Origin of the sequence: Pseudoflavonifractor sp. BSD2780061688st1 E11, assembly GCF_005844125.1 — a bacterium.
In the GTDB taxonomy this organism is placed as follows: domain Bacteria; phylum Bacillota; class Clostridia; order Lachnospirales; family Lachnospiraceae; genus Sellimonas; species Sellimonas catena.
On the sequence record NZ_SPHM01000043.1, the window covers coordinates 1 to 24,858 of the forward strand.

Below are 24,858 nucleotides of genomic sequence, written 5' to 3' on the forward strand. Positions count from 1 at the left end.
CATAAATCACTATTTTGTCAGCTGAAATATTGAATTTTCAAGGAGCGAAGCCCATTTCAGGTATGGGAAGTCTTAGTAAATAAGTAATACTGAAAAGGGAGGTAATTCATACCTCTCTTTTCTTATGGGAAAAAGGAGGAGATTCTGATGAAGAAAGAACGAAAGATTATCAATACCAACATCCGACTGAATCTGATGAATGAGCAGGACAGACAGGCTTGGAACTATTTGCGGGGTATGGACAGGAAGAAATATAAATCTTACACAAAGGCGGTTGTCCTTGCGTTGAATGATTATTTCTCCAGACAGGAACAGATTGAGGCTGATCCTTATTTGGAAACCCGGAAAAAGGAAGATGAGTTTTTAAACCGTGTGGAAGAAGCCGTGGAGCGGGGGGCAAGGCAGTCCATGCCCCTTGTACTGGCGGGAAATCTTCTGGAGTTATTGAAACCCGTTATGGAGCAGTTAAAGGAAAATAGACATGAAGAAAAGGAGGAAACAAAGTATGAGTAGATCAAAGAGAACCGTGGAAGAACGGATTGCCGAGCTGAATAAAAGAGAACAGGATATGCTGGAAAAGGCAAGTCGGCTTAAGGCACAGAAGAAAGAACTGGAAAAACGTTATAAAGAAGAACAGAAAAAAGCCAGAACTCACAGGCTCTGCCAGATTGGCGGAGCTGTGGAATCCGTGCTGGGTGGCCCCATTGAAGAAGTGGATATTCCAAAGCTGATCGGCTTTTTGAAACGGCAGGAAGAAAATGGGTGCTATTTTTCCAGAGCAATGGGCAGGGAGCCCAAAGAGAAGAAATATACAGAAGCAACCAGGCGGGAGGACTTTTAAAATCCGATGTATTGTTTCCGGCAGGAAATATACAACGGCGCACTTATAGACAACCAGAGGTCGTCTTTTTATAAGTGCGGCATTTCATGCAGACCAATTTCCCATTGGAAGGGCTCTCCGAGGGGCATTTCATGCAGACCACCCTATGCGGTTGGATGGCACCAGTTTTGTACTGGACGCCCCTCCGAGGGCGATTTCATCGAGACCAATGTTGCATTGGAGGCAGTCCTGCAGATGGCTTGAGAAATTCATTTGCCGAAAGAAGGAGGTGGAAGCCGTGGCAATTTTTCATTTCACAGTAAAGATCGTGGGGCGAAGCAAGGGTAAATCGGTCATTTCCGCATCTGCCTATCTAAACGGCGATGTAATGAAAAATGATGAGACCGGGAAGTTCAGTTATTACACCGGGAAGAAAGAAGTAGTCTACCGTCAGCTATCCTTGTGTGAGAATGCTCCGCCCCCAGTGGGCAGAAGTGCCAGAGGAAAATATCGAACGCTTTCAGAAATCCGTTCGTTATAAAAGGGCAAAAGACAAAGAAGAGGCGGTGGAACAATTTAAGCTCATTTGGCGAAAACAAAAGTTATGGAATGAGGTTTTAAAGGTGGAGAAAAATTCCAATGCCCAGTTGGGACGTTCTATGGAGATATCCTTGCCTCGGGAGTGGAGCCGGGAGGAACAGATCCTCTACACAGATGAATATATCCAAAGGAACTTTGTGGACAAGGGAACGTGTGCAGACTGGGCAATCCACGATAAGAGGGATGGTAATCCACACGTCCATCTTCTACTTACCCTGAGACCTTTTGAGGAAGACCACAACTGGGGAAATAAAGAAACAAAGGACTGGGATTTTGTACGGGATGAATCAGGAAAGATTGTGAATGACCCTGCTCATCCGGACTGGTGGCAGGATAAAAAGAATCCGGAGCACTGCGGTATACGGATTCCGGTTATGGATGAGGAAGGAAAGCAGAAAGTGGATTCCCGGAATCGGAAACAGTGGAAACGGGTGCTTGTGGATACAACCGGGTGGAACAATCCAAAGAACTGTGAACTGTGGCGGAGTGCATGGGCGAAAACCTGTAACCAGCATCTTCCGCCGGAGAAACAGGTTGACCACCGTTCCTATGCCCGGCAGGGGAAAATGGAAATCCCCACCATCCATGAGGGTGCAGAAGCCAGAAAGATCTAAGAAAAATACCTTGCCGGGAAAGCGGAAAAAGGTTCGTGGAAAGTGGCGGAAAATAACATCATCAAAAGACAGAACCGGATTCTTCACAGCATCCGGCAGATGTTTGAAAAAGCATACGTGGCACTGGAAAAATGGAAGGAGTGGTTAAATGACTTTAGAAGAGAGCAGGGACGTGATCCCCATTATGGAAGAAATGATCTCCCTGATCGAGGAGCAGGAAAGGTTTCTCTCAGAGACTTCAAAGGAACTGGAACAGATGGAAATCATGGACAGGCGGATCAAAGAACTGGAAGCCGACTGTCAGAAATGGTACGAATTAGCCTCGAAGCTAAACAGCGAGAACAGACTTTTGCAGAAACAGAACGTGGAATTGCTGAAGCTTTCCGGGCAATAGAGAAAGCGAGGGATGTAAATGAACGATTTGAAAAACTCCTGTCCAGAAGGGCTGGAAGAACGGCTGTTAGAGGAAATGGAAACGATGCAGAACGAACTGGAAGAAAAGGAGCAGATTATCTTACAGCAGCAGATACAGCTGGAAGACTCTCTGCGATTGATCGAGAGATTAAACAAAGAGAACAGAGCCGAGAACGTCGAAGCATTGAAGAAAGACTTGCAGAATACAAGAAAGATACTGAACGCCAAAATCAGGGAACGAGACGAGGCAAATATCATGATCGGGAGTCTTCGTTCTAAACTGGAAGAAGCGGTAAAGGAAATAGAATATGTCAAGACTCACCAGAAAACAGTGGAGGTTCCAGTCAAAGTTCCGGAACTCTATGAAAAATGTGAAAGTTGTGACCGGACGGCTTATTTAAGAAGCAGGGGAGTCTATGAGAAAAGGAAAAGAAAACTGGAAAAAGAGTACCGGAGAATGATGCAGGAGATAGAGGGCAGTCTTTTAGGATTGCTTCTTTATTCTGTTATGATCACTCTGTTTTCTGCTGTCCGATCACAGGCATTTGCACAGGATGCAGGCAGGTTCTTTCAGATTATGTGGAGAGGTCTATCATGGCTGGTAGGTGGAATTTTAGGAGTTGGAAGATCGGTGGCAGGGATTAGTATCTATATCTCCCATCCTATCGTTTCTAAAATCCTGTATGGAATTCTGGAATGGGGAACCGAAATCCTACTTACCAGTGGAATCACTGTTGTATTGGTTTGGATTTTCTGTGAAGGAGTGAAAGCCTATGGAGAATGTTTCGGGGATTGGATCAGTGCAGTGATATGGATCGCCAGTGGTGCGGTATTGGTATTTTTTGGAGACTGGATCAGAAAAGCTGTCCCAGTCAATCTTGTACTGCTCCTTCTGGGAGTGCATGGAATCTATATGGGTCTCCGATGGTATTTGCATAAAAAGACAGAAGGATAAAAACAACCGCTTGAAAAGGTGTAAAAAATCTTTTCAAGCGGTATATTTTTTTGCCTATTTTAATGTTCCATGGTCTTTTTCGTGCTGTGCAATCGCCTGACGTATCAGATAAAGCACTTCGCCGTTTATGGAACGACCATCAAACTCAGCAAGACTTTTCAATTTTGCGTGTGTCTCCGAATCAATTCTCAGACCTAAATGTTTATCCTTTTCCATGTATATCCCCTTTATCTTAATTTAAGTACAGATCAAGTTCATTATATGAGTACATTTTAAGTTCAAATGATGGTATAATGTTCTAAATGGACTTGTTTTAAGTACAAAATATTTTTCTGCAAAGGATGTGAGGAAATGCAGGAAACAGAGAAAAGGAAATCCAAGTATTACAGAATCCCGGTATGGATGTTCTGGAGCATGATTGTTGTATTTGTTCTTTTGATCGGTGCCGTATATTTTGGGGAGGAAATATACGAGAAATGGTTGCATAGAGGAGGAAGGGCTGAGATTTCCTATGTGGGTGCAGAATCCACTCTAAAAGAAAAAGCTGCCTGCTGTTTGTGTGGAAGTAAGGACTGGAGCATGATGAACTATTATCGGCAGTTTGATACCATAGGCTTAATTTCTTTAAATGACTGGTATGTGTTGGATTTTAAAACCGAAGAATATGAAGAAGATCGGCAATATGGACTGGATAACGGTTATACTTGCATTACTACTGGGAATACAGGAGAAATCATTTATCATGCAGAAGAAACGCCGTCCAGAGGGATGGCTTCTATTGAGGTTACACTGCCGGAGAAGTATTTTGTGGATATGGAGTTTCTGCGGGAAAATCTCTGTCAGGAATGTCTGGATAAAGTGCTGGAATCTATGGAGATCAGCAAGTGGAAACGGAAAAAGAAAGGACCGATACCGCTGTGTCTGGTGGATTTTAAAACATTAGAAATCTATTCACTGCAGGATTGGCATGTGGGGCAGACAATAAGGGATTACTGGGTGAAAATGGATTATGAAAATAGGAAGATTATGATTAGTGTTTTTACCTGCCCAAACGCCAGTTAAAAATTAATAAAATATATTACTGTAAAGAGTAGAAAAGTTGAGAAGAAGCGATTTGTGTTGTAAAATGTAGATTAAAGTGATACATGTTTTATGCGATGCATACAGTAGGATGCTTAATTAAAATGATAAAGCTTTTTTGACTGAATTAAAATATGAATTATTAAAAAGGGCAGATAGTCAAAAAGGAAAATAGAAAGATACATTGTGATAAAATCAAAAGAGGTGACCAAATGAAACTGACAGTTTATAAGGGGTTTAATCAGGAGTTTCTTGAAACTTTGCAGGAACAACCTTTGGTAGATGGTGAGATTAGTCAAAAGAAAAATGTTCTTGAATTTGATAAATCTACTAGAAAAAAACTTGCTCAAGCACTTATTTTACTTGATGAAGATGATTCTGTATGGATCACCTATGAAGAGTATGCTCTGATAAACAAGAGGATAGATGATGCTGTTGAGGAAGATGGTTTAATTTTAAAAATTTTTAGAAATAATCTGTATCCAGATTATTTCCCTATTGATTTTTCAATGTCACCAGAGTTAGCAACAGAAATTATTGATACAATTAATGGAGATACTCGTGCTGATAATAATGAAAGCGAAGAATGTAAGCGGTATCTTGCTGTATATAGCACAATTTCTGAAATTAATGGTATATATTATGGCAGTTTTTATGAATATGAGTATGAGCATTTAGAAGAGGCACCTGTAGAAGATTTTTATCCTTTTAATATAACAATTGAAGAAGGCCAGATACGCAGTGATTATGATGTTTTTATTAATGAAGATATTGACACATACTTGAGGGATTTGGAGCGGATTATAGCGATAAAGCCGAATGTTATTGGAGTAAGCTCTACTGATGGCGAAAGTGCTAAGAGAATTCAAAAGTCTCTTCAAGCGTTCTGTAAAGTGAATGGGATTTCGCTTGTTAAACATTATGAAAAATTGTCGGAAGAGATTGTCTTAGAACAGGAACTTGTTTCCATTGCACAGAATGATATTCATATTGATGGATTCACTGAGTTTAGAAAGATTCCATTTTACAAAAATCCGGATATTAATAAAGAAGTCATCGAACTTTCCCAAGCTCATATAATTGAGGAAATTATTAAGCAGGCAGAACGTTCATATGATGGAGAAAATGGCAATGCCTCTCGAGATATTTTTATTACTGCATCAACAGGAGCGGGTAAGTCCGTCATGTTCCAAATCCCAGCGGTTTATCTTGCAAAGAAATACAATAAACTAACTATAATAATAGAACCAGTTAAGGCTCTAATGCAGGACCAAAAAGAAAAATTGAATCAGAGTGGTTATACGAGAGTTGAGGTATTTAACTCAGATCTGATTTCTCAAGTTGAAAAAGAAGCTGTACTTCAAAGAATAAAAGACGGTGAAGTGGATCTTTTGTATTTAAGTCCCGAAACGTTGTTGTCGTATTCTATTGAAACCATTATTGGAGACAGAGATATTGGACTTCTTATTGTTGACGAAGCACATATTGTAACTACTTGGGGAGTTGGGTTTAGACCAGATTATTGGTATCTAGGTAGTTATATTAATCGTCTAAGAAATCAGGTTCAGACATTAAAAGGTATGAAACGAAAGATCTATCATTTTCCAATTTGTGCTTTTACAGCGACGGCAGTAAACGGTGGAATAGATGATTCTGTTAGTGATACTATTATTAGTCTGTATATGGAAAATCCAGTAAAATACATAGGTTATGTACGACGTGAAGATATAAAATTTGATATTGTTCATCATGGAGAAGGGCGTAAGCTTTCCAAATCTGAATATGAAGAGGCTAAAACCAAAGCACTTGACGAAAGAATAAAAAAGTGGCTTGCTCACAACGAAAAAACTATTGTATATTTTCCATATGCTTCATTGGCTGGAGATGCTGCCAAAGGAGTTAGAGGTTTTGCAGGAATTACTCTTGACAAACGAATCGGCACATATACGGGTCGTAATATCAATGAGATGAGTACCGAGGCATTCAATGAGTATAAACACATGATATTCGAAGGATTTCGTAAAGGTACTACACCGATTATGCTGGCAACAAAAGCATTTGGTATGGGTGTTGATGTTAATGACGTTCAAAATGTATATCACTATGCTGTAAGTGGAAATCTTTCTGATTATGTTCAAGAGATAGGACGCGCTGCACGAAAGTCTTCAATGGAAGGAACGGCAATGACTGACTTTTTCTATAATGATATGACTTTTATGCGGGTGTTATTTGGAATGTCTCAAATCCGCCAATATCAAATAAAGAAAGTTCTCGAAGGTATTTATGATACCTATAAAAGCAAAAAGGGAGCAAGAAGTTTTCTGATTTCCCCACAATCGTTTACTTATATATTTAACGGGAAAAATGAAGGGGATTGCATTAACAAATTAAAAACTTGTCTCCTTATGATTGAAAAAGATTTCCAGAATAAGTTTCCTTTCAAGGTGCTTATTTCTCGCCCTCAGAGCGTATTTACAAAAGCATTTGTTTGTATTTCAAAAGATCACGAAACTGAAGTGCTTGCTTCAAAATATGGTAAGTGCATGAAATATATAGAAAAAGGACGTTACAAAGAAATTCAAGCAGACGGATCAACTCTTAGCGATGGTGGAGATATATATACTATTGATTTGAAACAGATATGGGAAGAGTTTCATCCAAACATATCCTTTCCACAGTTCAAGTATTGGTATTTCAATTCCAATTTGACTTCCAAGGATAAGGTTGAAATTATGCCGTCCATTCGGTCTTATATTCATCCACGACAAAGAGTAAGTGTTGAAGCACGAGGGGAGTATTTGATGTCTGATCTTCGGGAATTAATTTTGACCGATTTTGAGTACATATCTGATTTGCTGTATGGAAACTTTAGAAATACTTATTTTACGACAGAAGATTTTTCAAAACTTATTCGAGAAAAGTATGGTATGGCAAAAGCAAGAATTATTGCAAACTCTCTTTTCGAATTAGTTGACCCGAATGGAAAATGTATAAAACGCAGAACGAATGATTCTTCTGGAAAAACTTATTATTCGCTCACTCATGGTAATTTCAAAGAAATGATGCGTAAGCCGATTATTAAGTCTAAAATTATGAATAACTTATCTAGGACAAATGAAAGTGCATCATATTCTGGCTTTATGAACCTTGAGTTGGATGATACTTCGAGTACGACGTTAAAACTTCTATCAATTTTTGATTACATCACCTATGAAATTGCCGGCGGAGAGGAACCAGAAATTTTTATTCGTTTGAATGATCCAAATAAAGTGAGAAACATTGTTCTGGGTAATACATTTTATTCGAATAATTACGTATCTAAAGCTAAACAGAAACATGAGAGAGATGTCGCTATTCTACTAAAGTTTTTCAATGAACTAAAAACTGACGAAGAACGGTGGACATATATTGAAGAGTATTTTCTTGGATATGACGTCCTTTGCGGTGCAGAAACAAAGACTGTAAAAACGGTAAAGCTAAGCCGTTCTGTTGACAAAGAACATTCTTATCCTACAAATATGTTCCATAACTGGAGTGAACTTGCATCATTCTTTGATGATAGTGAGCAAGTCATCATTGAGCGGATGGCTGAGAATGATATACCTATACCCGAATATTTAGAAACTACCATAAAAAAATCTGATGAGGGGAATGATATCCTTATGTCATGGCCGTCCAAAGACACTTTGGTTTGTCAACAGGATACTGCTGACAGAACCATAGAGTATTTTGAAAGTAAGGGCTGGCATGCATACAAAATTTATGAAATAGACTATAATAAGATAAAGGGAGATTTGCGTTGATATGGCACAGATATATCCTATTAAAGAGGATCTCTCGGATGTACCGTATTCTGAAATAAGAGTATATGAACTCCTTGAACAACTCAATAACAATTTTACTATTTTCCATTCTGTTCAATGGGTAAAACGTGGTAATAAATGGAAATCAACATGGAAAGAAAATGATTTTCTAATTTTAAATAAAACTTTAGGGGCATTAGTTCTTGAAGTAAAAGGTGGAGATATTAGAGTTCATGGTGGAGTTTTTCATCAGATAAACACTTCGACAAATGAAGTTAGTATTTTGAACCCTGATAAAAAGAACGATCCTCTTTCCCAAGCTATTGATGGAATATATCATTATCGAAAAATGCTTGACACAATAGCACCGAATTTGAGTGATCGCTTTCCTATTGAGGCTGCAGTATGGTTTTCAACATGTGAGATCAAGAGCAAACTGCCTAACTTCCCATTAAAATATAGGGAAATTTCTGGTGCGGTTCTTGGGGATGAAGACTTTGAAAAGAAGGGACAGGCAATATATGATATTTTTGAATTTTATGCTTCTCGTGGAAAAGTTAATATAAGCGATGAGGAATATAATATGATTCTGGAATCAATTGCCAGTGACTTTGAATTAATATCTGCTCCTGGAGCTCGTAAGGGTGAACTGGATCATGCATTTTTGAAATTGACCAATGAACAAACTGGTCTTTTGGATTATATTTCAGAACAAAAAAGTGCAACAATCCAGGGGGTAGCTGGGACAGGAAAAACTTTGATTGCTAAGGAGGCTGCACGACGCTTTGGAGCCGACGGGAGAAAAGTATTGTTTCTCTGTTTTAATAGATTATTATTTACCTATTTGCAACACATGTATCCTTATGATAATGTGTCATACTGCAACATTCATACATTTATTGCAAAATATCGTCCGGGCGCAGATACCTCGTCAAAAGAAAAAAGAACAGCAGAACTTCTAAAGATTGATTGGGATTTTTTGGAGTTTGATGATGTGATAATTGATGAGGGGCAGGATTTTATGGAAGAAGAAGTTGTCTATTTTAAGGAATACATCGATCTAGTTGATGGTCATTTCTTTGTTTTTTATGACAAAAATCAGCTTCTGACAACACAAAAAGTTCCTGCGTGGATTGAAAACGCTGAATGTAAGTTGCTTTTAACTAAGAATTGTCGTAATACATATGAAATTGCGCTTACTTCCTACAATGTTATTGATATTTCATTGAATAAAAAAATAATGATGATTAATGGTGATCAGACATCCATTAGTTTTGTAAAAGGGGAGCCCATAACACGACTTGCAAAACTTATTAGAATGTTGACTGGCGAACATTACGGCTATGAATATTCAGATATTGTTATTCTGTCATTGAAATCAGAGGAAGATTCTATTCTTGGGAAGATTAATAAAATAGCTGGCATCCCGATCACCCGTGAAAAAACAAATTCTTCAATCTTGTTTACTACTGCAAGTAAATTTAAGGGACTTGAAAGTCGTGTTGTAATTATTGTGGACATTGATGAAAAAAGTTTTACAGATGAAGAAAGAAAGCGGATGTTTTATGTTGCTTGTTCAAGAGCCACTCAATACTTGAATCTTTTTATTAATGGGGATGAACAGAAAATTAAAGATATAGCAGATGCTATCAGTAGGAAAAGTCATTTCGCTGCAAAAGGACGTATTGCTATGAAAACACAAGCAAAAATTCTTGATTTAGATGAAATTATATAGAATTCGAAAGATTATAAAAGTATGGGATTAGTATTATGGAAATTGATTATAAAAGGTTGAGAAGCGATTTGAAAGATTATTATGGAACGGCAATGTTTCAGGGATTTCCAGTAGCAATGTTTGAAATATCAGTAATTGAGAAAGCTGATGGGGAAGAACTTATTTGTATTGCTACAAAATTAGGATTTGACTTACAAAGGTATTATAGGTGACATAATATGTTTGTGGAAGAAATGAAAGATTATTTGGAGAAGTATTATGAAGCAGCAGGTTTTGCAGATTTTTATGAACGAGTTTTGAAGGGAATGCCAGATGAAGATGTGATTAAAATGTATATGGACACATTTGGAAAGCAAGAAGATATAGTAATCGAAAAATAAAAACATAGGTATTTCCATATAAACTTTATTTTTGTTATAAGATGCGTGTAAGTAGTTAATAGTAAAAAGGGGTGATGCAATGACACATGAAAAAATGCGAGAAATGCTTTCAAAAGATGAAAAGATAACCATAGAATACAAAGAATGTGTAAATCAGATACATGATTCCGTATATGAAACAGTGTCGGCATTTTCCAATCGGTATGGTGGCTATATTATTATGGGCGTAAAAGATGGAGGAATCCCGATAGGTGTGAATCGAAATGTGGTTAAGGATTTAAAAAAGAATTTTGTAAATCAATTGAATAATCCTAATAAAATGTCACCTACTCTGTATTTGTCTATAGAAGAATTTGAATATGAGGGAATGTTGTTGTTATATACCTATGTTCCGCCAACATCAACGGTAGAAAAATGTTCCGGACGTGTGTATGACAGAAATGAAGAAGGAGATATGGACATTACAGATTCTCCAATACAAATGGAAAATCTTTATGCCAGAAAGAGCAATACCTATACGGAAAGTAAGCTGTTTCCTTATGTTCGGGAAGAACATTTGAGAACGGATTTAATGGAGAAAGTTCGGAGATTAATTTCAAATAACAATCCTCGTCATGAATGGCTGAAAATGTCAGATAAGGAACTTCTGGTTAGTGCAGGACTGTATGAAACAGATTTTGTTACAGGAGAGCAAGGCTACAATCTTGCAGCTATATTACTGTTTGGAAAAGATGAGGTAATCCAATCTTGTGTACCGGGCTATGTTACAGATGCGCTATGTAGAAAAGAGAACATGGATCGGTATGACGATCGTTTAATTGTAAAAACGAATCTGATTGAGAGTTATGAAATTTTAATGGATTTTATAGCAAAGCACACATCAGATAAATTCTATCTGGTTGATAATGTCAGAACTAGTGTCAGAGATTTGATCTCAAGAGAGGTTGTAAGTAATATTTTGGTTCATAGAGATTTTTCCAGTGCGTTTCCGGCAAAGGTCATTATTGAAAAAGACTGGATTCGGACGGAAAACTGGTGTAGACCACGGCGTCAGGGGAATATCTTGGAAACGGAATTTACACCATATCCTAAAAATCCGATTTTGGCAAGATTCTTTGTTGCTGTAGGGTTGGCTGATACAATAGGTTCCGGGGTTAGGAATTTATACAAATACACACCTATTTATACTCCGGGAGGAAAACCGGAATTAATTGAGAATGACGTATTTAGAATTAACATTCCGATTACAGAAACAGCAGTCCATGAATATGCTGAAGAAAATGAATTAACAGAACGTGAGACCACGATTTTTAAAATGATAAAAGCAAATAATAAATTGACCGTTGAAGAAGTTATGGCTGTTTTAGACATTTCGAGGGCAACTGTATTTAGAGATTATGCAAAAATCCGAAAAAAATGTGGAGTTTTTTATGATAAAAAAGCGGGTGAATGGAAATTATAAGTCTCATACTAAAATGAGACTGGTGAGATTTACATGAGACTACACACCAAACTTTTGAATTTTGCATGCAAAAAAACTGTATATATACGATTTTTAAAGGTGTATGATAAAAATAAGTCTCATGATCTCATTAATTTGATGAGACTGTGAGACTTATTTTGTGAAAACATAATATGTGCTAAAGGTGAGGAAATGGCAGCAGATACAGGAGATTGTACGATATTTTTTTATGGTTCGAAAGATAAACTGAATGAATTGACATTCTTTATGAAAGAAGCATGGCGAGTTCATTGTAATTCAGAAAGCTATGAGGTTAATAGAATCGATGAGTATAGTTGGCTGGGGGATTATGACGAAGAGTGGAATGTTATCCATTCACTGGGTCAGGTAAATAGCTTAGGATATCAGTTGATTCCTGGCTTCTTGAAAAAAGTAAAAGAAAAATTCCCGGAACTTTCAATAAAAGGAATTGTGAACCATAATTGGCTGATCTGTGAAGGCGAAGAACATATGAAGATCACTTCTGAAAGTAATTCCACAGAAGTCAATTGTGAAGAATGGTGTCTGAAAGAGTTGGATTTGCAGGACTGGGAATCGGAAGAAGAACAGGAAAGGGCACAAGCGGAATTAGAAGAAAGCTGGTGTTCAACAGAGCAGGAATGGCAGGAAAATTTGTTTAACAGCGAAGATTTATTACGAATTGATTGGTATAGGCTGCAAAGCATGTTAGAGCAACAAAGGGTTGTCGGAACAAAATATGAAGATAGACCCGTTAATATAGCCAAATTGACAGATGGGGAAAAAGTTTTTCTGGTGAGAGAACCGGAGAATATTTATGATGCAAATGCGATAGAGGTTAGAAGTGAAATTGGATCATTAGGACATATTCCCGCAGAGATTAGTGCAAAATTATCGCCACTTATAGATGAAAAGATTATTGAATGCGAAGCAACGGTGATAACAACAGTATCAAAACTGGAATATGCGGAAAAAGTTTCTGGAACAAAGGTTTTAGAAAAGAATCGAGAAAAACTGGCAAAAGAACCTCTTTTATGGATAAAAATTCAGATACATAAGTGCTGATTGTAATTAGTTTCACAATCTCATGGATAAAATGAGACTGTGAGACTGGTATGTAATATGTTTAGGCGGAAACGGGCGGTTTCCGCCATTTTTTCTTCGGTTCATGTTTTCCGCAGTCATCACAGGTCATAGGCCAGTTGATTTTCCACTCAAAATATTCGTCTCTGGTAATCTCACCGTTTTTCAGTTCATTTTTTCTTATGAGCCATTCTTTTAGAAAATCGTTTAAAATTCCATAGTTAAACCACAGGCAGACCGGAGGATGAGCCGGCCATTCATCATTATCATGATAACGGACGGTGGTATCACCGTTATCGTTGCATTTTTCGTCAGGGTAGGTCTCAGGAAGAAACATATTGATAGAGGACGGATTAAATTCATCCAGCCAGAAAAGCAATTCCAGCATCTCAGAAGCATCCCGTCCGGCAGTGTCATATAATGTCCACGGGTTTACATCCAGAATTTTTGCAATCTGATCTACCAAATCTTTTTTCGGGACACGACTTCCATTTTCATATTGAACAATGCGATGCCCGTCTTTTTCTCCTATTCCTAATCTAAGCGCCAGTTCTTTCTGGGTCATTCCCCGGAACTGGCGTATTTTTTTTAATTTAAGATTAAAGTTCATGATTTCCCAATCCTTTTTATAGTGTTTTCAAGTTTAATTTTATTTTACTACTAAAAATTTCATTTGTAAACAGAAAAGTGCACAAAAAAGTACACTTGCGTATTGACTTTGGTTTTACACAGGAATATAATGACAGTAAAATAAAGTGCACAAAAAAGTACACTATAAAAACTGATCGAACATTGAAAAATAAATGAGCTGTATGATCTGTCAACAGACTGTCGCCATGAACCGGATGCTCGGAGAGCGCAGACAGACACTCCGGAAACGGTGGGAATGCTTCGAGAAGGAGGTGCCCATATCCCGAAAGGGTAGAGGTTATCTGAAACGATAACGACAGATGATATGAATGGAAGCCAAACCCAGATTCACAAATAACTGCAGATCGCAGCAGAAATGAGGTGATTCCGAAAAATATAATAGGAAAGGGGGAGGTATAATGTGTAAAGAACTGGAATATGCAAAGAAGATAGCACTGGTAAGAAAATTATTCCGGGCAGGGGGATTGTCTGAAGCGGAATATAACAGAGTGAGAGCAAAGTTGATGGATATGTATCATGTTATTGAAAATGATTTGGAAAAACAGTCGGTTTTGTCTTGAAGAATAGAAAAATGAAAGAGGAAATAATCATGGAAGAGAAAATATTTCAACAATCGTTCATATTTTATTTTAGATGTATGATAACAACACAGAAACGAAGAAAAGCCATAAGAAAAATGTGGCAGGTGAGAGAAATGGAGGAAATGTATGAGAAACACACAGGTTGAAATTTTACAGGCAACAAAACCACTTCCCAACGGAAGAGGGAGAAGAAGAGCAGGAGTGCAGATTGACAGAATCCGGGTAGCTGCATATTGCAGGGTATCTACAGACGGGGATGAGCAGTTGGGGAGTTTTGCATCCCAGAAAGCCTATTACGAGGATAAAATCAGAGAGAATCCCCAGTGGGCACTTGCCGGAATTTTTGCGGATGAAGCGATCACCGGAACAAAAGCAGATAAAAGACCGGGATTTCAAGAAATGATCCAGAGATGTATGAATGGCGAAATAGATATGATTCTTACGAAATCAATTTCCCGTTTTGCACGAAATACGCTGGATACATTGAACTATGTCAGGATGCTTACGAATCAGAGAATTCCCATTATATTTGAAAAAGAAAATATCAATACAATGGATATGAACGGAGAACTTCTTCTGACAATTATGAGTTCACTGGCACAGCAGGAAGTGGAATCTCTGTCCGGTAATGTAAAGATGGGAGTTAAAATGAAGATGAAAAGAGGAGAACTGGTAGGGTTCAATGGGTGCTTCGGCTATGATTATCACCCAGAGGATAAGAGTCTTACCGTTAATGAAAAAGAAGCGGAAATAGTGCGTTTTATGTATGATATGTATATACAGGGATATGGCAGTACCACCATTGCGAAAAGATTGACAGAAATGGAAATTAAAAATAAAAGAGGTGTAGTTAGGTGGGACGGCGGCAGTGTGATGGGAATTCTCACAAATGAGAAGTATAAAGGAGATATTCTTCAAGGGAAAACTTTTACGCTTGATCCCATATCGAAAAGACGGCTTGATAACAGAGGAGAAGAAGAACAATATTATATCAGGGATCATCATGAGCCGATTGTATCGAGAGAAATCTGGGACAGGGTAGCAGCTATCCACAGCGAGCGGGTAAAAACTAAAGTAATACCTACTACCGGAAACCGGGAACGTTACACCCGACAGTTTGCTTTCAGCAGTATGCTGGAGTGCGGATACTGTGGACATAAACTTTCCAGAAGAACAAGGCATCAGACCACTGTAACGAAAAAAACGGTATGGCAGTGTATGAATGCCACAAAGAACGGAATTGAAAGTTGCCCGCATTGTAAAGCCATTGATGAAGTAATTATCGAGGGAGCATTTCTGGAAGCTTTCCGGTTACTAACCGATAATTTTGATGATGTGCTGGATTCGGTACTGCATACCATAGAGGAAGTATTAAATGACGATACGGAATTAAAACGAGTGAAACAGCTGGAAAAGGAAATCAATAATGTAGAATCAAGAAAAAGCAGGTTAACAGATCTGTTGATTGATGGTAAAATAGAACAGCAAGCATACGAAGAAAAGAATAACAGTTTTCTCCGTAAACTTCATAATCTGACAGAGGAAAAAGCATATCTGGAAGAGAATATCGGACAGCAGAAGAATGTCAGCAAGCGTATGGCGCAGCTCCGTAAGACACTGGAAAATGAAGAAACAATGGATGAATTTGACCGTGTAGTGTTTGAGAGTATTGTGGAAAAGGTAATTGTCGGCGGGGATGATGAAGACGGAAACCCGACACCGTACAAGTTAACCTTTATCCTGAAATGTGATCAGAACTTAAATATAATGGATGCGAAAGCAGACTACAAGGCAAATCACAAGAAAGAGAGGGTGTCATAATGGAGCAGAATAAAGTGGAAATTTTAGAAGCGTTGAACAATGAAAAAATGTACTCATTAAGAGGTGACGAGGTTGGGAAAATGTGTTCACCAGAAGGTAACGACACATGTGGAGACGGTAGTGTTGCTACAAAGACGAGCTATGTAGAAATCCTTAATTTTAGGCACTTTTTTAAGCATATCGTCTTTACGAGTGAGAAAGATAAAATCAGAAATAAGGAGATAAAAAACTATGTCAATGTTTCGGTGGTAATTGATATAGAGTGTGGAAATGCGAAGTTGGAAGCACTGTAGAGGGAACTGCTGAAGAAGACGAACGCCAGACGGGGATTCGATAGTCTTTCGGATCAGATTGAAGAACTGCGGGAGGAGAAACGGCAGCTCCTGCTTGAGGATGCCATGAACGAAGGGGCTATGCAAAAGGTGAGGGAACTGGAGAAATTTATAGACAGCTAGGATGGCCCAATCACCGAATATGACGAGGCACTTGTTCGCAGGCTGATCGAGAAAGTCACTGTGCACGATAATCACTTTACAGTCGAGTTCAAGTCCGGGCTGGAGACGGATGTAGCAATGTAAATATATTTTATTGGCGCTTGGGGGAACCTGGGCACCTTTTAATGCGACAAAAAAACTGATTGTAAATGTAGCAATAATGTAGTATAATGCATGTACCATGGAGAAGAAGGGAGGAATGGCATACGAAGACATATAGTGTCAAAGATATTGCAGATATGCTCCAGACGAACCCTGAAACAGTTCGGAGATGGATTCGTGCGGGAAAACTAAAGGCTGATCAAACTTCCCGGAAAGATGGGAACGTAGTGCGTGAAGATGAGCTCTATAAATATCTCCGTTCAACTTCAAAATATGCAACAGTTGCAGTTGAACTCGCTGTTGCCAATCCATTTCTCGCTTTAACAACAGCGGTTGGCGCAGGAGTTCTTGGGGCTATTGTCGCTTCAATTGCAACCAAAAAACCTAAAGGCAGTCATGACATCCGCATTCTGTCTGATGATGTAAAGCAGACACTTAAAAATAATATTTCTGAGAGTAAAGAAACGATAGAACGAAAGAAAGCGGCAATTGCTGAACTTCAAGCAGAGATTAACAGGGAACAGCAGCAAATTAAAGAGTATGAAACCGCTCTTGAGCATTTGTCAGACGCACTTTCAGAAATAAAAGGTAATGGATTAGGGGAGGTAATGGGGTAATGGCAGAAAATTCTATTGTTAGAAATAAGGATGAACTTGTCTCACATGGTGATGGTTTGGTGGATCCTGAATATAGAAAAATCCTAGAGGTTGTACCTGGGATGGAAGGGTTCGATATTAACGGGATGCTAGCTAAATTGATGCAATATGTAAATATGTCAGATGCCCTGAGCCACGTTGAGAAAACCCTTGAGTATGTAGTTCAGATTCCTATTAAACACAGAGATGCTTTCAAAGCCGGTGAGGTCTTTATCAATCAGAACACAAAAACTGGTGTTATGTGGCCTACTTTATATGAAACACTGGAAAATGGAAAAAGAAAGTTTGTGGATAATCTTCCTATTAAACCGGAGGAGATTATTCATGGAAACCCGTTCGAAAGTATTGCTGTCAGTTATCACAATATATATGCAGCAGCAGATAGCGGAGTTGGCAGATGCTTTGCAGGAGACCTATAGAGCCGTGAGGCGGATTGAGCAAGGTCAGATGGATGATCGGATTGGCCTTCTGCTGGCAGGTCGTGATCAGATCCGATATTCTTTAAATGCCGCACCGGAAGAAAAGATTTCCGCTATGGCTTCCGGACGGAGTAATATGCTGATAGCACAGAAGCAGTTGCTTCAGACTTTTAAGAGTCGCGTCGGTGGTTTTGAACCACTGCCTGAAGGCAAGTTTGCACGTTTTAGTATGGAACTCATGCATTCAGGGGCACACAGGAAAAAGGATCAGGAGTTCCTGGTTATTCAGAAGTATTATTCTCTGTATCTCCAGGCAACACAGATGGTTGCTGCATCCTATGCTATATGCGGCCAGATGGATGCTGCAGAGCAAGTATTTATTGATGCGGAGCAGGAGATGCAAGGAATAGATTTCAGTTCATTGCAGACTCTCCGATATATCCATAAGAAGAATATGGAGATGTTTTACTATCATGCGACAGATTACATCGCAACTGAGCGGGAGATTTGTCTGGAGGAAGCACAAGAGTATGATATGATTAACATACAGATGAGTGGAGATAAATTGTTGGAGGTGTTTCAGAATGTCAGAACGGAAAAGATTTCAGAATCAAACTCTGAACAGTGAGGACTATGAGAAAATTGAGGAAGGTGCAAAGGCGGTAAAAAACGGAGGCGCAATTCTCGCCACAGCCGGACTTCTCATTGGCGTTTGTAAAAAGTATGGACCCGCTCTCTTGAAGAATATAAACAAATTAAGAAGGAGCTAATGCGTGTATATTTGTACGAACATGAGTTTACAAACCATAGAAAACATATTTGAAATTGATTATTTATGTTGACTGGTTTATAAAAGATTTATGAGGAAGGGAGAAACATGGGATTATTTGGTAGTATTTTAAAAAATTTAATTTTTAGATGCTCAGTTACAACAGTCACGAAAACAAACCTATGAGCCGCCCAAACGATATACACCTGAAGAATATGTAATCTATGGACAAGAACAGTCTGGAGAAAAATGGCATGGAGTACCTTTGAACGAACTAAGCAAGGTGGCTCAAACAGTTTCTCATGGGAAATACGTCAAGGTTGACAAATACGGTTTTCTTGTTTTCCATTATACATCGAACTCGGGTAAGACGAAATATAGTACTCAATGTGAAATTGATGGGAATGGTCAGTTAAGTCGTATGAGTTACCGTTATTATCCGGGACAGTGGAGGGATTCAGCAGATACGTTTGTTGAGAAGGCAAATCAGATATTTATTTTTAGGTGAACGGTGTAATCTTGGCGTCCCGACATGTTCCCGTGAACCCTATCAGCTAAAAAGTAGTCGATATGGTACTGGGGCGGCATTTTACGAACAGGTGGAGGAAATGTATATCTAAATCATTTCCTCGTGCTATGTTGAGACGGTTGTGCTGATGTCAAAAGTTAAAGAATAGAATACTGAAAAAGTATAGAAAACAAGGGATTTCCGGGAGTCGGGGCTTGTCAGAGGACAGGTTTCGATTTCCGGATTTTTTCATTTTATAGGTAAGTAGAAACTGGTCTACTTTGGAAAATAATGGAGAGTTGGTGGCCAATTTTGATATTAGGGGTGTGGAGCTGACAGGTTGGAAACAAGAATAATCTGGAAGGAAAGGTATAAGGAGGCAGGAAAAGTGGATGGGAAAAGTCAATGACGGCGTGAAGTATGAGTGGATTGTCGCTCAGGAGGAGCTTGATAAGTTCTGAATGCAGAAAGGAACAGCTATTCTGTTCCTTTTTGCGGATTACTCACGTTTTGCCTGAATGATGTCCTCGATATCCCTGCCACCGTAGAAAATTCGGATCACAGTTATCGTGCGGCTGCCGTTATTTACGACATAATAGACGATGAAATTGTCTACCGGTACCCGATGCATCCCCATGCTTTTCCACGGCTCCCAATCCACGACAGCATATCGGGACGGCATAAAATCCAGCGACCGGATTTCTTTCCGAATACGATTGACCTGGCCCTCTGCTGTCTCCGGTGCCTGCAGGTCATAAGCGATGTAAGAATAAATCTCCCTCAGATCATCTTTGGCTTCCGAGGAGTAGATAATGGAATAGGTATCGCTCATATACCGAACTCCCGCTTTAACTCGGAATCCACCTCATCTGCTGTATAGGTTTTTCCGGATTTCATGGATTCCACACCTTTCATAAGCTCTGCATTCAGCTGTTCCCGGCTCATATCGCCGACTGCGGTAGGTTTTGTGGAAGGCAGGCGCAGTTCAAAAGGCATTCCCTTTTTTAGTACAATTTGACTGTAAAGCATCTGGATTGCGCTGGACGGGGAAATCCCAAGCTGAGAAAGGATTCCTTCTGCGTTTTCTTTTAGCTCCTTATCAATACGGGCATAAACTGCGGATGTATTTGCCATATCTATCACACTCCTTTGGATATATTATACCCACTTTCTTTTGCAAATGCAAGCAAATGCAAGCATATTTAAAATTTGTTTACAGACATGTAAGGAGGAATTGTAGAAAACTATATCAAATCCAATAACGAGTGGAAATTTGGCGGACTTTACTTTGACAAAAGCATTTTGTCAGAAAGCGAGTCGGTGTCTATTTTTGAGAATGTGAAGTGGGTTATCAAACGGCGTTTTTAGAATGGGACCTTCATCATTTCCTATCCCAATACGGTTATGCCAATGTGGACGGGGAGATGGTGATCGTGAAATAGTGGGGCTAAAAAGGAAATGGTTATGACACCGGAAGATACCAGAACTGGTATGGTTTTCCGATCGGATCTGCTGTGGAGAATGCGGAGGTAAATATAAGAGACGGATGCTTTATAAACCCAGCAGCCAATATATAGTGCGGACTTGTGTTAATCACCTGACAGATAAGAACGGTTGTTCATAGAAGCACTTCACGAATGATGCCCTGAAACTGCCTTTTGTCTATAATTTCTATAATTGAGATCAGGCAACTTGAGCTTATCGGGCAAAGAGATTATAATGATAATGTGCTGATGGAGCTTGCAAATGATAGCATTATAAGTTCAAACAATTTATCAATGATAAAAATCTGATGTTCAGTTTGGTGAAGTCTAAGTTTTCAAACATTGGTAGCTCTTGGCATAATTTGTCGATTCCGTGTGGAAATAGAGTAGAAATTTTAGTGGAGATTATAATATGTCAATTATCCTTACCGATGAACAAGAAAAATTTATTGAGAAAGCTTTAAATGGGAAGAATATTCTTGTTGATGCCTGTGTTGGTAGCGGAAAAACAACGGCTATACAGGCTCTATGTACTCGTTTTCCTAAAAACAAAAAGATACTTTATCTTACATATAACAAGCTTCTTAAAATTGACGCTAAAGAAAAGATAAAGGGTAGAAATGTTACTGTAACAAACTATCACGGATATGCATGGTCTTGTTTAAACAGAATAGGAATGCAGGTCGGTGTATCAGATTTGCTTCAGGAATTTAATAAGAAGAAACCGCCTGTTAGAAAGTTTGATCTTATTGTCCTGGATGAATATCAAGACATAGATCAGGAAATTGCTGATATGTTAGATTATATAGTCAGCTGTAATCCCGAGGCACAGCTTGTTGCTGTCGGAGATATGAAACAAAAAATATATGATAAGACTGCACTTGAAGTGGAAGAATATATTGAAAAGTTTCTTGGAGAGCACATTGAATTAGAATTTACAAAATGCTTTCGTCTTCCAAATGATTATGCACAAAAGTTGGGGCGTATATGGAAAAAGAAGATTACTGGAGTTAACAGTGAGTGTGAAATTTCTGAAATGTCGGAACAAGAAATAGTAGACTTTTTGGCTAAGCAGGAACCGAGCAAATTGTTATGCTTGGGAGCCAGACAAGGAACTATGGCAAAGACTCTTAACAAACTTGAATCAAAGTACAAAGATAAATTTAATAAGAATACCGTTTATGCAAGTATCTCAGATCAAGATACATCTGGGAAAGTGCAACCAAGTAAGGAAACAGCAATATTTACTACCTTTGATAGCAGTAAAGGGTTAGAAAGAGAAATTTGTGTTGTTTTTGATTTTACGGAAAGCTACTGGAGAATGCGAGTTGGACAACCTCAACAAAAATATGAGATACTTCGAAATATATTCCTTGTTGCAGCAAGCAGGGGGAAAAAGCAAATAATTTTTGTCCCAGGTAATGAAGAAACATTGTCAGAAGAATCTATTTCTACTCCAGAGGATATGAATACATCATTGGAGAACGTTAGAATATCGGAAATGTTTGATTTTAAATTTCAGGAAGATATAGAAGAGTGTTATGATCTTTTAGAAAAGAAAAAAATCAATATGGAAGATACCAGCGTAATCGATATTCGAAGTAATGATGGACTCATTGATTTATCTCCATGTATAGGTATTTTTCAAGAGGCATTTTTCTTTGATAATTATGACATTGACCGGGAATTTGCACTGTTTCGCCTGATTCATAAGGATAGAAAAATATTTAACGATAAGATCAAAGGTGTGGAAAAGAAGATTCTTCATCTAACATCATTAGAAACAAATCAGCGTAGATATTACTCTCAGGTTTCACTGCCATTAGTTACAGATGAACAGAAAGAGTTATTAACTAGACGAATCGAAACACGTCTTAGACATGACGAAGAGGAACAAATTATTTGTAGTATAGCATTTGCAGAAAGACGGAACGGGGAAAAGGCGTTTGAGGCTCTTGGGTATGCGGATGTAAAAAAAGATGATACAATCTATGAACTTAAATTTGTTTCTCAACTTAACCATGAATATTATCTTCAGTGTGCGTGCTATATGATTGCACAAAATTTAGATAAGGGCATTTTATGGAACATAAGGACAAATGAAATGTGGGAAATTTCGATTCCGGATAAACAGAAGTTTATGGATTCAGTAGTAAAAACCATTACCAAAAGACAATTAACTAAATATTATAAGCCGAAAGGAAAATAGAATGAAAGAACACATTGCGGTAATAGATACAGAAACGACATGGAGCGGTGCTGTAATGACAGTGGGAATCGTAATTGCTGATGCGAGTAATTACGAGATCGTCGGGTATAAGTACTATGTAATCAAAGAAGCTTTGCGGGAAGGCGGAATGTTTGATTATATTGTTCACATAAAAGGAATAAATGAGGAGAAGATTTCCCGGAAAAAAATTGCGGATAACATTTCGTCCTTTCTAATGGAATATGATGTTTCTTCTGTTTTTGCCTATAATGCAGGATTTGACAAAAACTGTCTTGCGTTTATGAAAGATTTTATTTGGCATGATATTATGCGAATTGCAGCTTACAGACAATATAATCCAATGATTCCAACTTCGGCAGAATGCTGCAAAACAGGTAGATTGAAACGAGGATATGGCGTTGAAAATATCATGAGAATGATTAGCAATAAGGATTACATAGAAACACATAATGCTCTGTTGGATGCAAGAGATGAATTGGAAATCATGAGACTTCTTGGACATCCATCCGATATTTATCCCCAGATTTAAAGCAAAATGAGGCGTTTGAGATCTTGCTGTTCCTAGCAATTATCAGCGCCGTGGAATTTCTGTCTTTTAGCATCGATGATGAGAAAAAATGAGATATTTGAATCTAACGCCTTCATCCTACCGGTTAAGAAAAACAGGTTTGGGACAAGACGAGGGGATAATTGTCTGGTTGCCGATTTCGGCGGCAAGGCTGCAGGGGCAGTTTGGGCGAGAATTATGGATGACTATGGTCATGTGTATGCGAACTACAGGGAGGTGCAGAGATATGATTTTGGAAACAGAGAGACTGCTTCTCCGTCCATGGGAGGAGAGAGACGCAGAGGATTTATACCGATATGCAAGCCATCCTGATGTGGGACCTATAGCTGGATGGCCTGTTCATACAAGTGTGGAAAACAGCCGGGAAATAATCCGGGAAGTTCTTTCCGCACCGGAGACTTATGCAGTGGTTTTGAAAGAAAACGGCCATCCGGTTGGAAGTATAGGGCTGATGATCGGTGAAACCAGTAATATTGGACTTCCGAAGACAGAAGGTGAGATTGGATACTGGATCGGTGTTCCTTATTGGGGAAGAGGCTTGATTCCAGAAGCTGTTCGGGAAATTTTGAGACATGGATTTGTAGATCTGAATCTGTCTAAAATATGGTGCGGATATTTTGATGGGAACCAAAAATCAAAACGAGTTCAGGAAAAATGCGGCTTTCATTATCATCATACAAGTGAAAATGTTCCCTGCGCTATAGAGGGCCTTTTACGGACGGAACACATCACCTGCCAGACGAAAGAAGAATGGAGCAACATGAAAGAAGGAATAGAATACTGATGGACATTAATCACATGGAAACAATCAATATTTATGGAGATAATCGTTTTGCTGAACACACCAAAATCCGAGAAGCCTGCCGAGGTATCGTGGTGAAGGACGGAAATATTCTGTTGTCTTATATGGAAAACAGCGATCTGTGGATGATTCCCGGCGGTGGTGTTGAGGTCGGTGAAAGCTATGAGGACTGTTGCATTCGGGAATTGGCAGAGGAAACAGGGATTCTTGTAAAACCGCTATGCTGTAGCCTGATCATTAATGAATATTATGAAGAGTATTTGTATTCCAGCCATTATTTTATCTGCGAAGCTGATGGTCATACGGAACGCTCACTTACTGAGCAGGAGGAACAAGAAGGTCTGGAGCCCAGATGGGTTCCGGTGGAAAAAGCGATTGAAATTTTCTCAAAGCATCAGGAATATGGGCATATGGAAATGAAACGTGGGATGTATTTTCGTGAATATAAGGCGTTGACAGCATGTTTACTTAATGAATGATGCTTGAATGAAGAATCAGCTTCGTGCTAAAAAATGAAAAACTGTAAAAACATGTATTTTTCGGGAATCGGAACTTGTCAAAGGACAGGGGGCGGTTTCCGATTTTTTATTGGTAAACAAAGCTCAAAGTCTCTGTTTTATATAGCTATCCGTTCCCATGATTCAGACCTGTTTCCTTATGGTTGATTTTATCAACCAAAATCAACTTCTAATCCATTGTTAATACGATCAATACAGGTATAATAATAGGCAATGTATATTACGGTGAAAATGTACCCCTGTTCCGGAGGAACGGATACCAGAAGTCCGGAGCTATGATACCGTGAGTCC

26 protein-coding genes and 1 pseudogene are annotated in these 24,858 nt (G+C 38.7%); 23 read left to right on the top strand and 4 right to left on the bottom strand.

All coding sequences use genetic code 11. The annotated features are described in order from the left end of the window. Nucleotides 1-147: 147 nt before the first annotated feature. The 6 genes from FGQ85_RS15195 (at nucleotide 148) to FGQ85_RS15210 (ending at nucleotide 3,403) form a co-directional block, all read left to right on the top strand. On the top strand, nucleotides 148-513 hold the full coding sequence (locus FGQ85_RS15195) for a hypothetical protein (RefSeq protein ID WP_195481782.1): 366 nt from the start codon (nucleotides 148-150) through the stop codon (nucleotides 511-513). Next, on the top strand, nucleotides 506-841 hold the full coding sequence (locus tag FGQ85_RS15200) for a relaxasome subunit MobC (protein WP_138373852.1): 336 nt from the start codon (nucleotides 506-508) through the stop codon (nucleotides 839-841). The genes FGQ85_RS15195 and FGQ85_RS15200 overlap by 8 nt, the downstream gene beginning before the upstream one ends. Nucleotides 842-1,118: 277 nt before the next feature. After that, entirely contained in the window at nucleotides 1,119-1,361 is a 243-nt protein-coding gene (locus FGQ85_RS19040; RefSeq protein WP_279233664.1) for a MobA/MobL family protein, read from the top strand. An 82-nt stretch (nucleotides 1,362-1,443) separates the two neighbouring features. Beyond that, a complete protein-coding gene (locus tag FGQ85_RS18915) occupies nucleotides 1,444-2,034 on the top strand; it encodes a MobA/MobL family protein (protein WP_279233665.1) in 591 nt (196 codons plus the stop codon). A gap of 148 nt (nucleotides 2,035-2,182) precedes the next feature. Then, a complete protein-coding gene (locus FGQ85_RS18920; RefSeq protein ID WP_243128584.1) occupies nucleotides 2,183-2,428 on the top strand; it encodes a hypothetical protein in 246 nt (81 codons plus the stop codon). 18 nt (nucleotides 2,429-2,446) lie between these two features. Further along, a complete protein-coding gene (locus FGQ85_RS15210) occupies nucleotides 2,447-3,403 on the top strand; it encodes a DUF6040 family protein (RefSeq protein WP_243128585.1) in 957 nt (318 codons plus the stop codon). Nucleotides 3,404-3,457: 54 nt separating this feature from the next. On the opposite strand, the gene FGQ85_RS15215 is transcribed toward FGQ85_RS15210, so the two are convergent. Further along, on the bottom strand, nucleotides 3,458-3,619 hold the full coding sequence (locus FGQ85_RS15215) for an Arc family DNA-binding protein (protein WP_022150982.1): 162 nt from the start codon (nucleotides 3,617-3,619) through the stop codon (nucleotides 3,458-3,460). Between the two features lie 135 nt (nucleotides 3,620-3,754). On the opposite strand from FGQ85_RS15215, the gene FGQ85_RS15220 reads away from it, so the two are divergent. The 7 genes from FGQ85_RS15220 (at nucleotide 3,755) to FGQ85_RS15240 (ending at nucleotide 12,946) form a co-directional block, all read left to right on the top strand. Next, the gene (locus FGQ85_RS15220; RefSeq protein WP_138373854.1) at nucleotides 3,755-4,465 is read left to right on the top strand and encodes a hypothetical protein; all 711 of its coding nucleotides are present in this window, start codon (nucleotides 3,755-3,757) and stop codon (nucleotides 4,463-4,465) included. A gap of 230 nt (nucleotides 4,466-4,695) precedes the next feature. After that, complete coding sequence (locus FGQ85_RS15225; RefSeq protein ID WP_138373855.1) at nucleotides 4,696-8,286, top strand: DEAD/DEAH box helicase; 3,591 nt, start codon at nucleotides 4,696-4,698, stop codon at nucleotides 8,284-8,286. Between the two features lies 1 nt (nucleotide 8,287). Beyond that, entirely contained in the window at nucleotides 8,288-10,021 is a 1,734-nt protein-coding gene (locus FGQ85_RS15230) for an ATP-binding domain-containing protein (protein WP_138373856.1), read from the top strand. A gap of 35 nt (nucleotides 10,022-10,056) precedes the next feature. After that, complete coding sequence (locus FGQ85_RS18470; RefSeq protein WP_171027986.1) at nucleotides 10,057-10,233, top strand: hypothetical protein; 177 nt, start codon at nucleotides 10,057-10,059, stop codon at nucleotides 10,231-10,233. A gap of 6 nt (nucleotides 10,234-10,239) precedes the next feature. After that, nucleotides 10,240-10,401 carry a hypothetical protein gene (locus FGQ85_RS18475; RefSeq protein WP_171027987.1) on the top strand — a complete coding sequence of 54 codons (162 nt, stop codon included), beginning with the start codon at nucleotides 10,240-10,242 and terminating at the stop codon, nucleotides 10,399-10,401. Between the two features lie 79 nt (nucleotides 10,402-10,480). Further along, complete coding sequence (locus FGQ85_RS15235; RefSeq protein ID WP_138373857.1) at nucleotides 10,481-11,863, top strand: RNA-binding domain-containing protein; 1,383 nt, start codon at nucleotides 10,481-10,483, stop codon at nucleotides 11,861-11,863. A gap of 192 nt (nucleotides 11,864-12,055) precedes the next feature. After that, nucleotides 12,056-12,946 (top strand): HIRAN domain-containing protein, encoded by an 891-nt coding sequence (locus FGQ85_RS15240; RefSeq protein ID WP_138373858.1) that lies wholly within the window; start codon nucleotides 12,056-12,058, stop codon nucleotides 12,944-12,946. A 61-nt stretch (nucleotides 12,947-13,007) separates the two neighbouring features. On the opposite strand, the gene FGQ85_RS15245 is transcribed toward FGQ85_RS15240, so the two are convergent. Continuing rightward, nucleotides 13,008-13,574 (bottom strand): helix-turn-helix transcriptional regulator, encoded by a 567-nt coding sequence (locus FGQ85_RS15245; RefSeq protein ID WP_118048501.1) that lies wholly within the window; start codon nucleotides 13,572-13,574, stop codon nucleotides 13,008-13,010. A gap of 439 nt (nucleotides 13,575-14,013) precedes the next feature. On the opposite strand from FGQ85_RS15245, the gene FGQ85_RS18480 reads away from it, so the two are divergent. From FGQ85_RS18480 to FGQ85_RS15265, 5 genes are all read left to right on the top strand, one after another. Then, nucleotides 14,014-14,175 carry a hypothetical protein gene (locus tag FGQ85_RS18480; protein WP_171027988.1) on the top strand — a complete coding sequence of 54 codons (162 nt, stop codon included), beginning with the start codon at nucleotides 14,014-14,016 and terminating at the stop codon, nucleotides 14,173-14,175. A 147-nt stretch (nucleotides 14,176-14,322) separates the two neighbouring features. After that, nucleotides 14,323-16,017 (top strand): recombinase family protein, encoded by a 1,695-nt coding sequence (locus tag FGQ85_RS15250; RefSeq protein ID WP_138373859.1) that lies wholly within the window; start codon nucleotides 14,323-14,325, stop codon nucleotides 16,015-16,017. Further along, complete coding sequence (locus tag FGQ85_RS15255; RefSeq protein ID WP_243128586.1) at nucleotides 16,017-16,310, top strand: hypothetical protein; 294 nt, start codon at nucleotides 16,017-16,019, stop codon at nucleotides 16,308-16,310. Before FGQ85_RS15250 ends, FGQ85_RS15255 begins: the two co-directional genes overlap by 1 nt. A 371-nt stretch (nucleotides 16,311-16,681) precedes the next feature. After that, nucleotides 16,682-17,230 carry a helix-turn-helix domain-containing protein gene (locus FGQ85_RS15260; protein ID WP_138373860.1) on the top strand — a complete coding sequence of 183 codons (549 nt, stop codon included), beginning with the start codon at nucleotides 16,682-16,684 and terminating at the stop codon, nucleotides 17,228-17,230. 309 nt (nucleotides 17,231-17,539) lie between these two features. Then, nucleotides 17,540-18,316: a hypothetical protein gene (locus FGQ85_RS15265; protein ID WP_138373861.1), complete on the top strand. Its 777-nt coding sequence runs from the start codon at nucleotides 17,540-17,542 to the stop codon at nucleotides 18,314-18,316. 1,148 nt (nucleotides 18,317-19,464) lie between these two features. Here the strand turns inward: FGQ85_RS15265 and FGQ85_RS15270 are convergent. Together FGQ85_RS15270 and FGQ85_RS15275 are read right to left on the bottom strand one after the other, a co-directional pair. Then, nucleotides 19,465-19,797 (bottom strand): type II toxin-antitoxin system RelE/ParE family toxin, encoded by a 333-nt coding sequence (locus FGQ85_RS15270; protein ID WP_087168421.1) that lies wholly within the window; start codon nucleotides 19,795-19,797, stop codon nucleotides 19,465-19,467. Continuing rightward, nucleotides 19,794-20,099: a type II toxin-antitoxin system RelB/DinJ family antitoxin gene (locus FGQ85_RS15275; protein WP_087168420.1), complete on the bottom strand. Its 306-nt coding sequence runs from the start codon at nucleotides 20,097-20,099 to the stop codon at nucleotides 19,794-19,796. The genes FGQ85_RS15270 and FGQ85_RS15275 overlap by 4 nt, the downstream gene beginning before the upstream one ends. 762 nt (nucleotides 20,100-20,861) lie before the next feature. Here FGQ85_RS15275 and FGQ85_RS15285 point away from each other — a divergent pair. From FGQ85_RS15285 to FGQ85_RS15305, 5 genes and pseudogenes are all read left to right on the top strand, one after another. Beyond that, complete coding sequence (locus tag FGQ85_RS15285; protein WP_138373862.1) at nucleotides 20,862-22,658, top strand: AAA family ATPase; 1,797 nt, start codon at nucleotides 20,862-20,864, stop codon at nucleotides 22,656-22,658. A 1-nt stretch (nucleotide 22,659) separates the two neighbouring features. After that, nucleotides 22,660-23,208 carry a hypothetical protein gene (locus tag FGQ85_RS15290; protein WP_138373863.1) on the top strand — a complete coding sequence of 183 codons (549 nt, stop codon included), beginning with the start codon at nucleotides 22,660-22,662 and terminating at the stop codon, nucleotides 23,206-23,208. 132 nt (nucleotides 23,209-23,340) lie between these two features. Next, nucleotides 23,341-23,445, top strand: a pseudogene (locus FGQ85_RS18925) (N-acetyltransferase); the annotation flags it as partial. A 28-nt stretch (nucleotides 23,446-23,473) separates the two neighbouring features. Beyond that, nucleotides 23,474-24,031: a GNAT family N-acetyltransferase gene (locus FGQ85_RS15300; protein ID WP_138373864.1), complete on the top strand. Its 558-nt coding sequence runs from the start codon at nucleotides 23,474-23,476 to the stop codon at nucleotides 24,029-24,031. Nucleotides 24,032-24,045: 14 nt separating this feature from the next. Next, the gene (locus FGQ85_RS15305) at nucleotides 24,046-24,528 is read left to right on the top strand and encodes an NUDIX domain-containing protein (protein WP_138373865.1); all 483 of its coding nucleotides are present in this window, start codon (nucleotides 24,046-24,048) and stop codon (nucleotides 24,526-24,528) included. The last annotated feature ends 330 nt before the right edge of the window (nucleotides 24,529-24,858 follow it).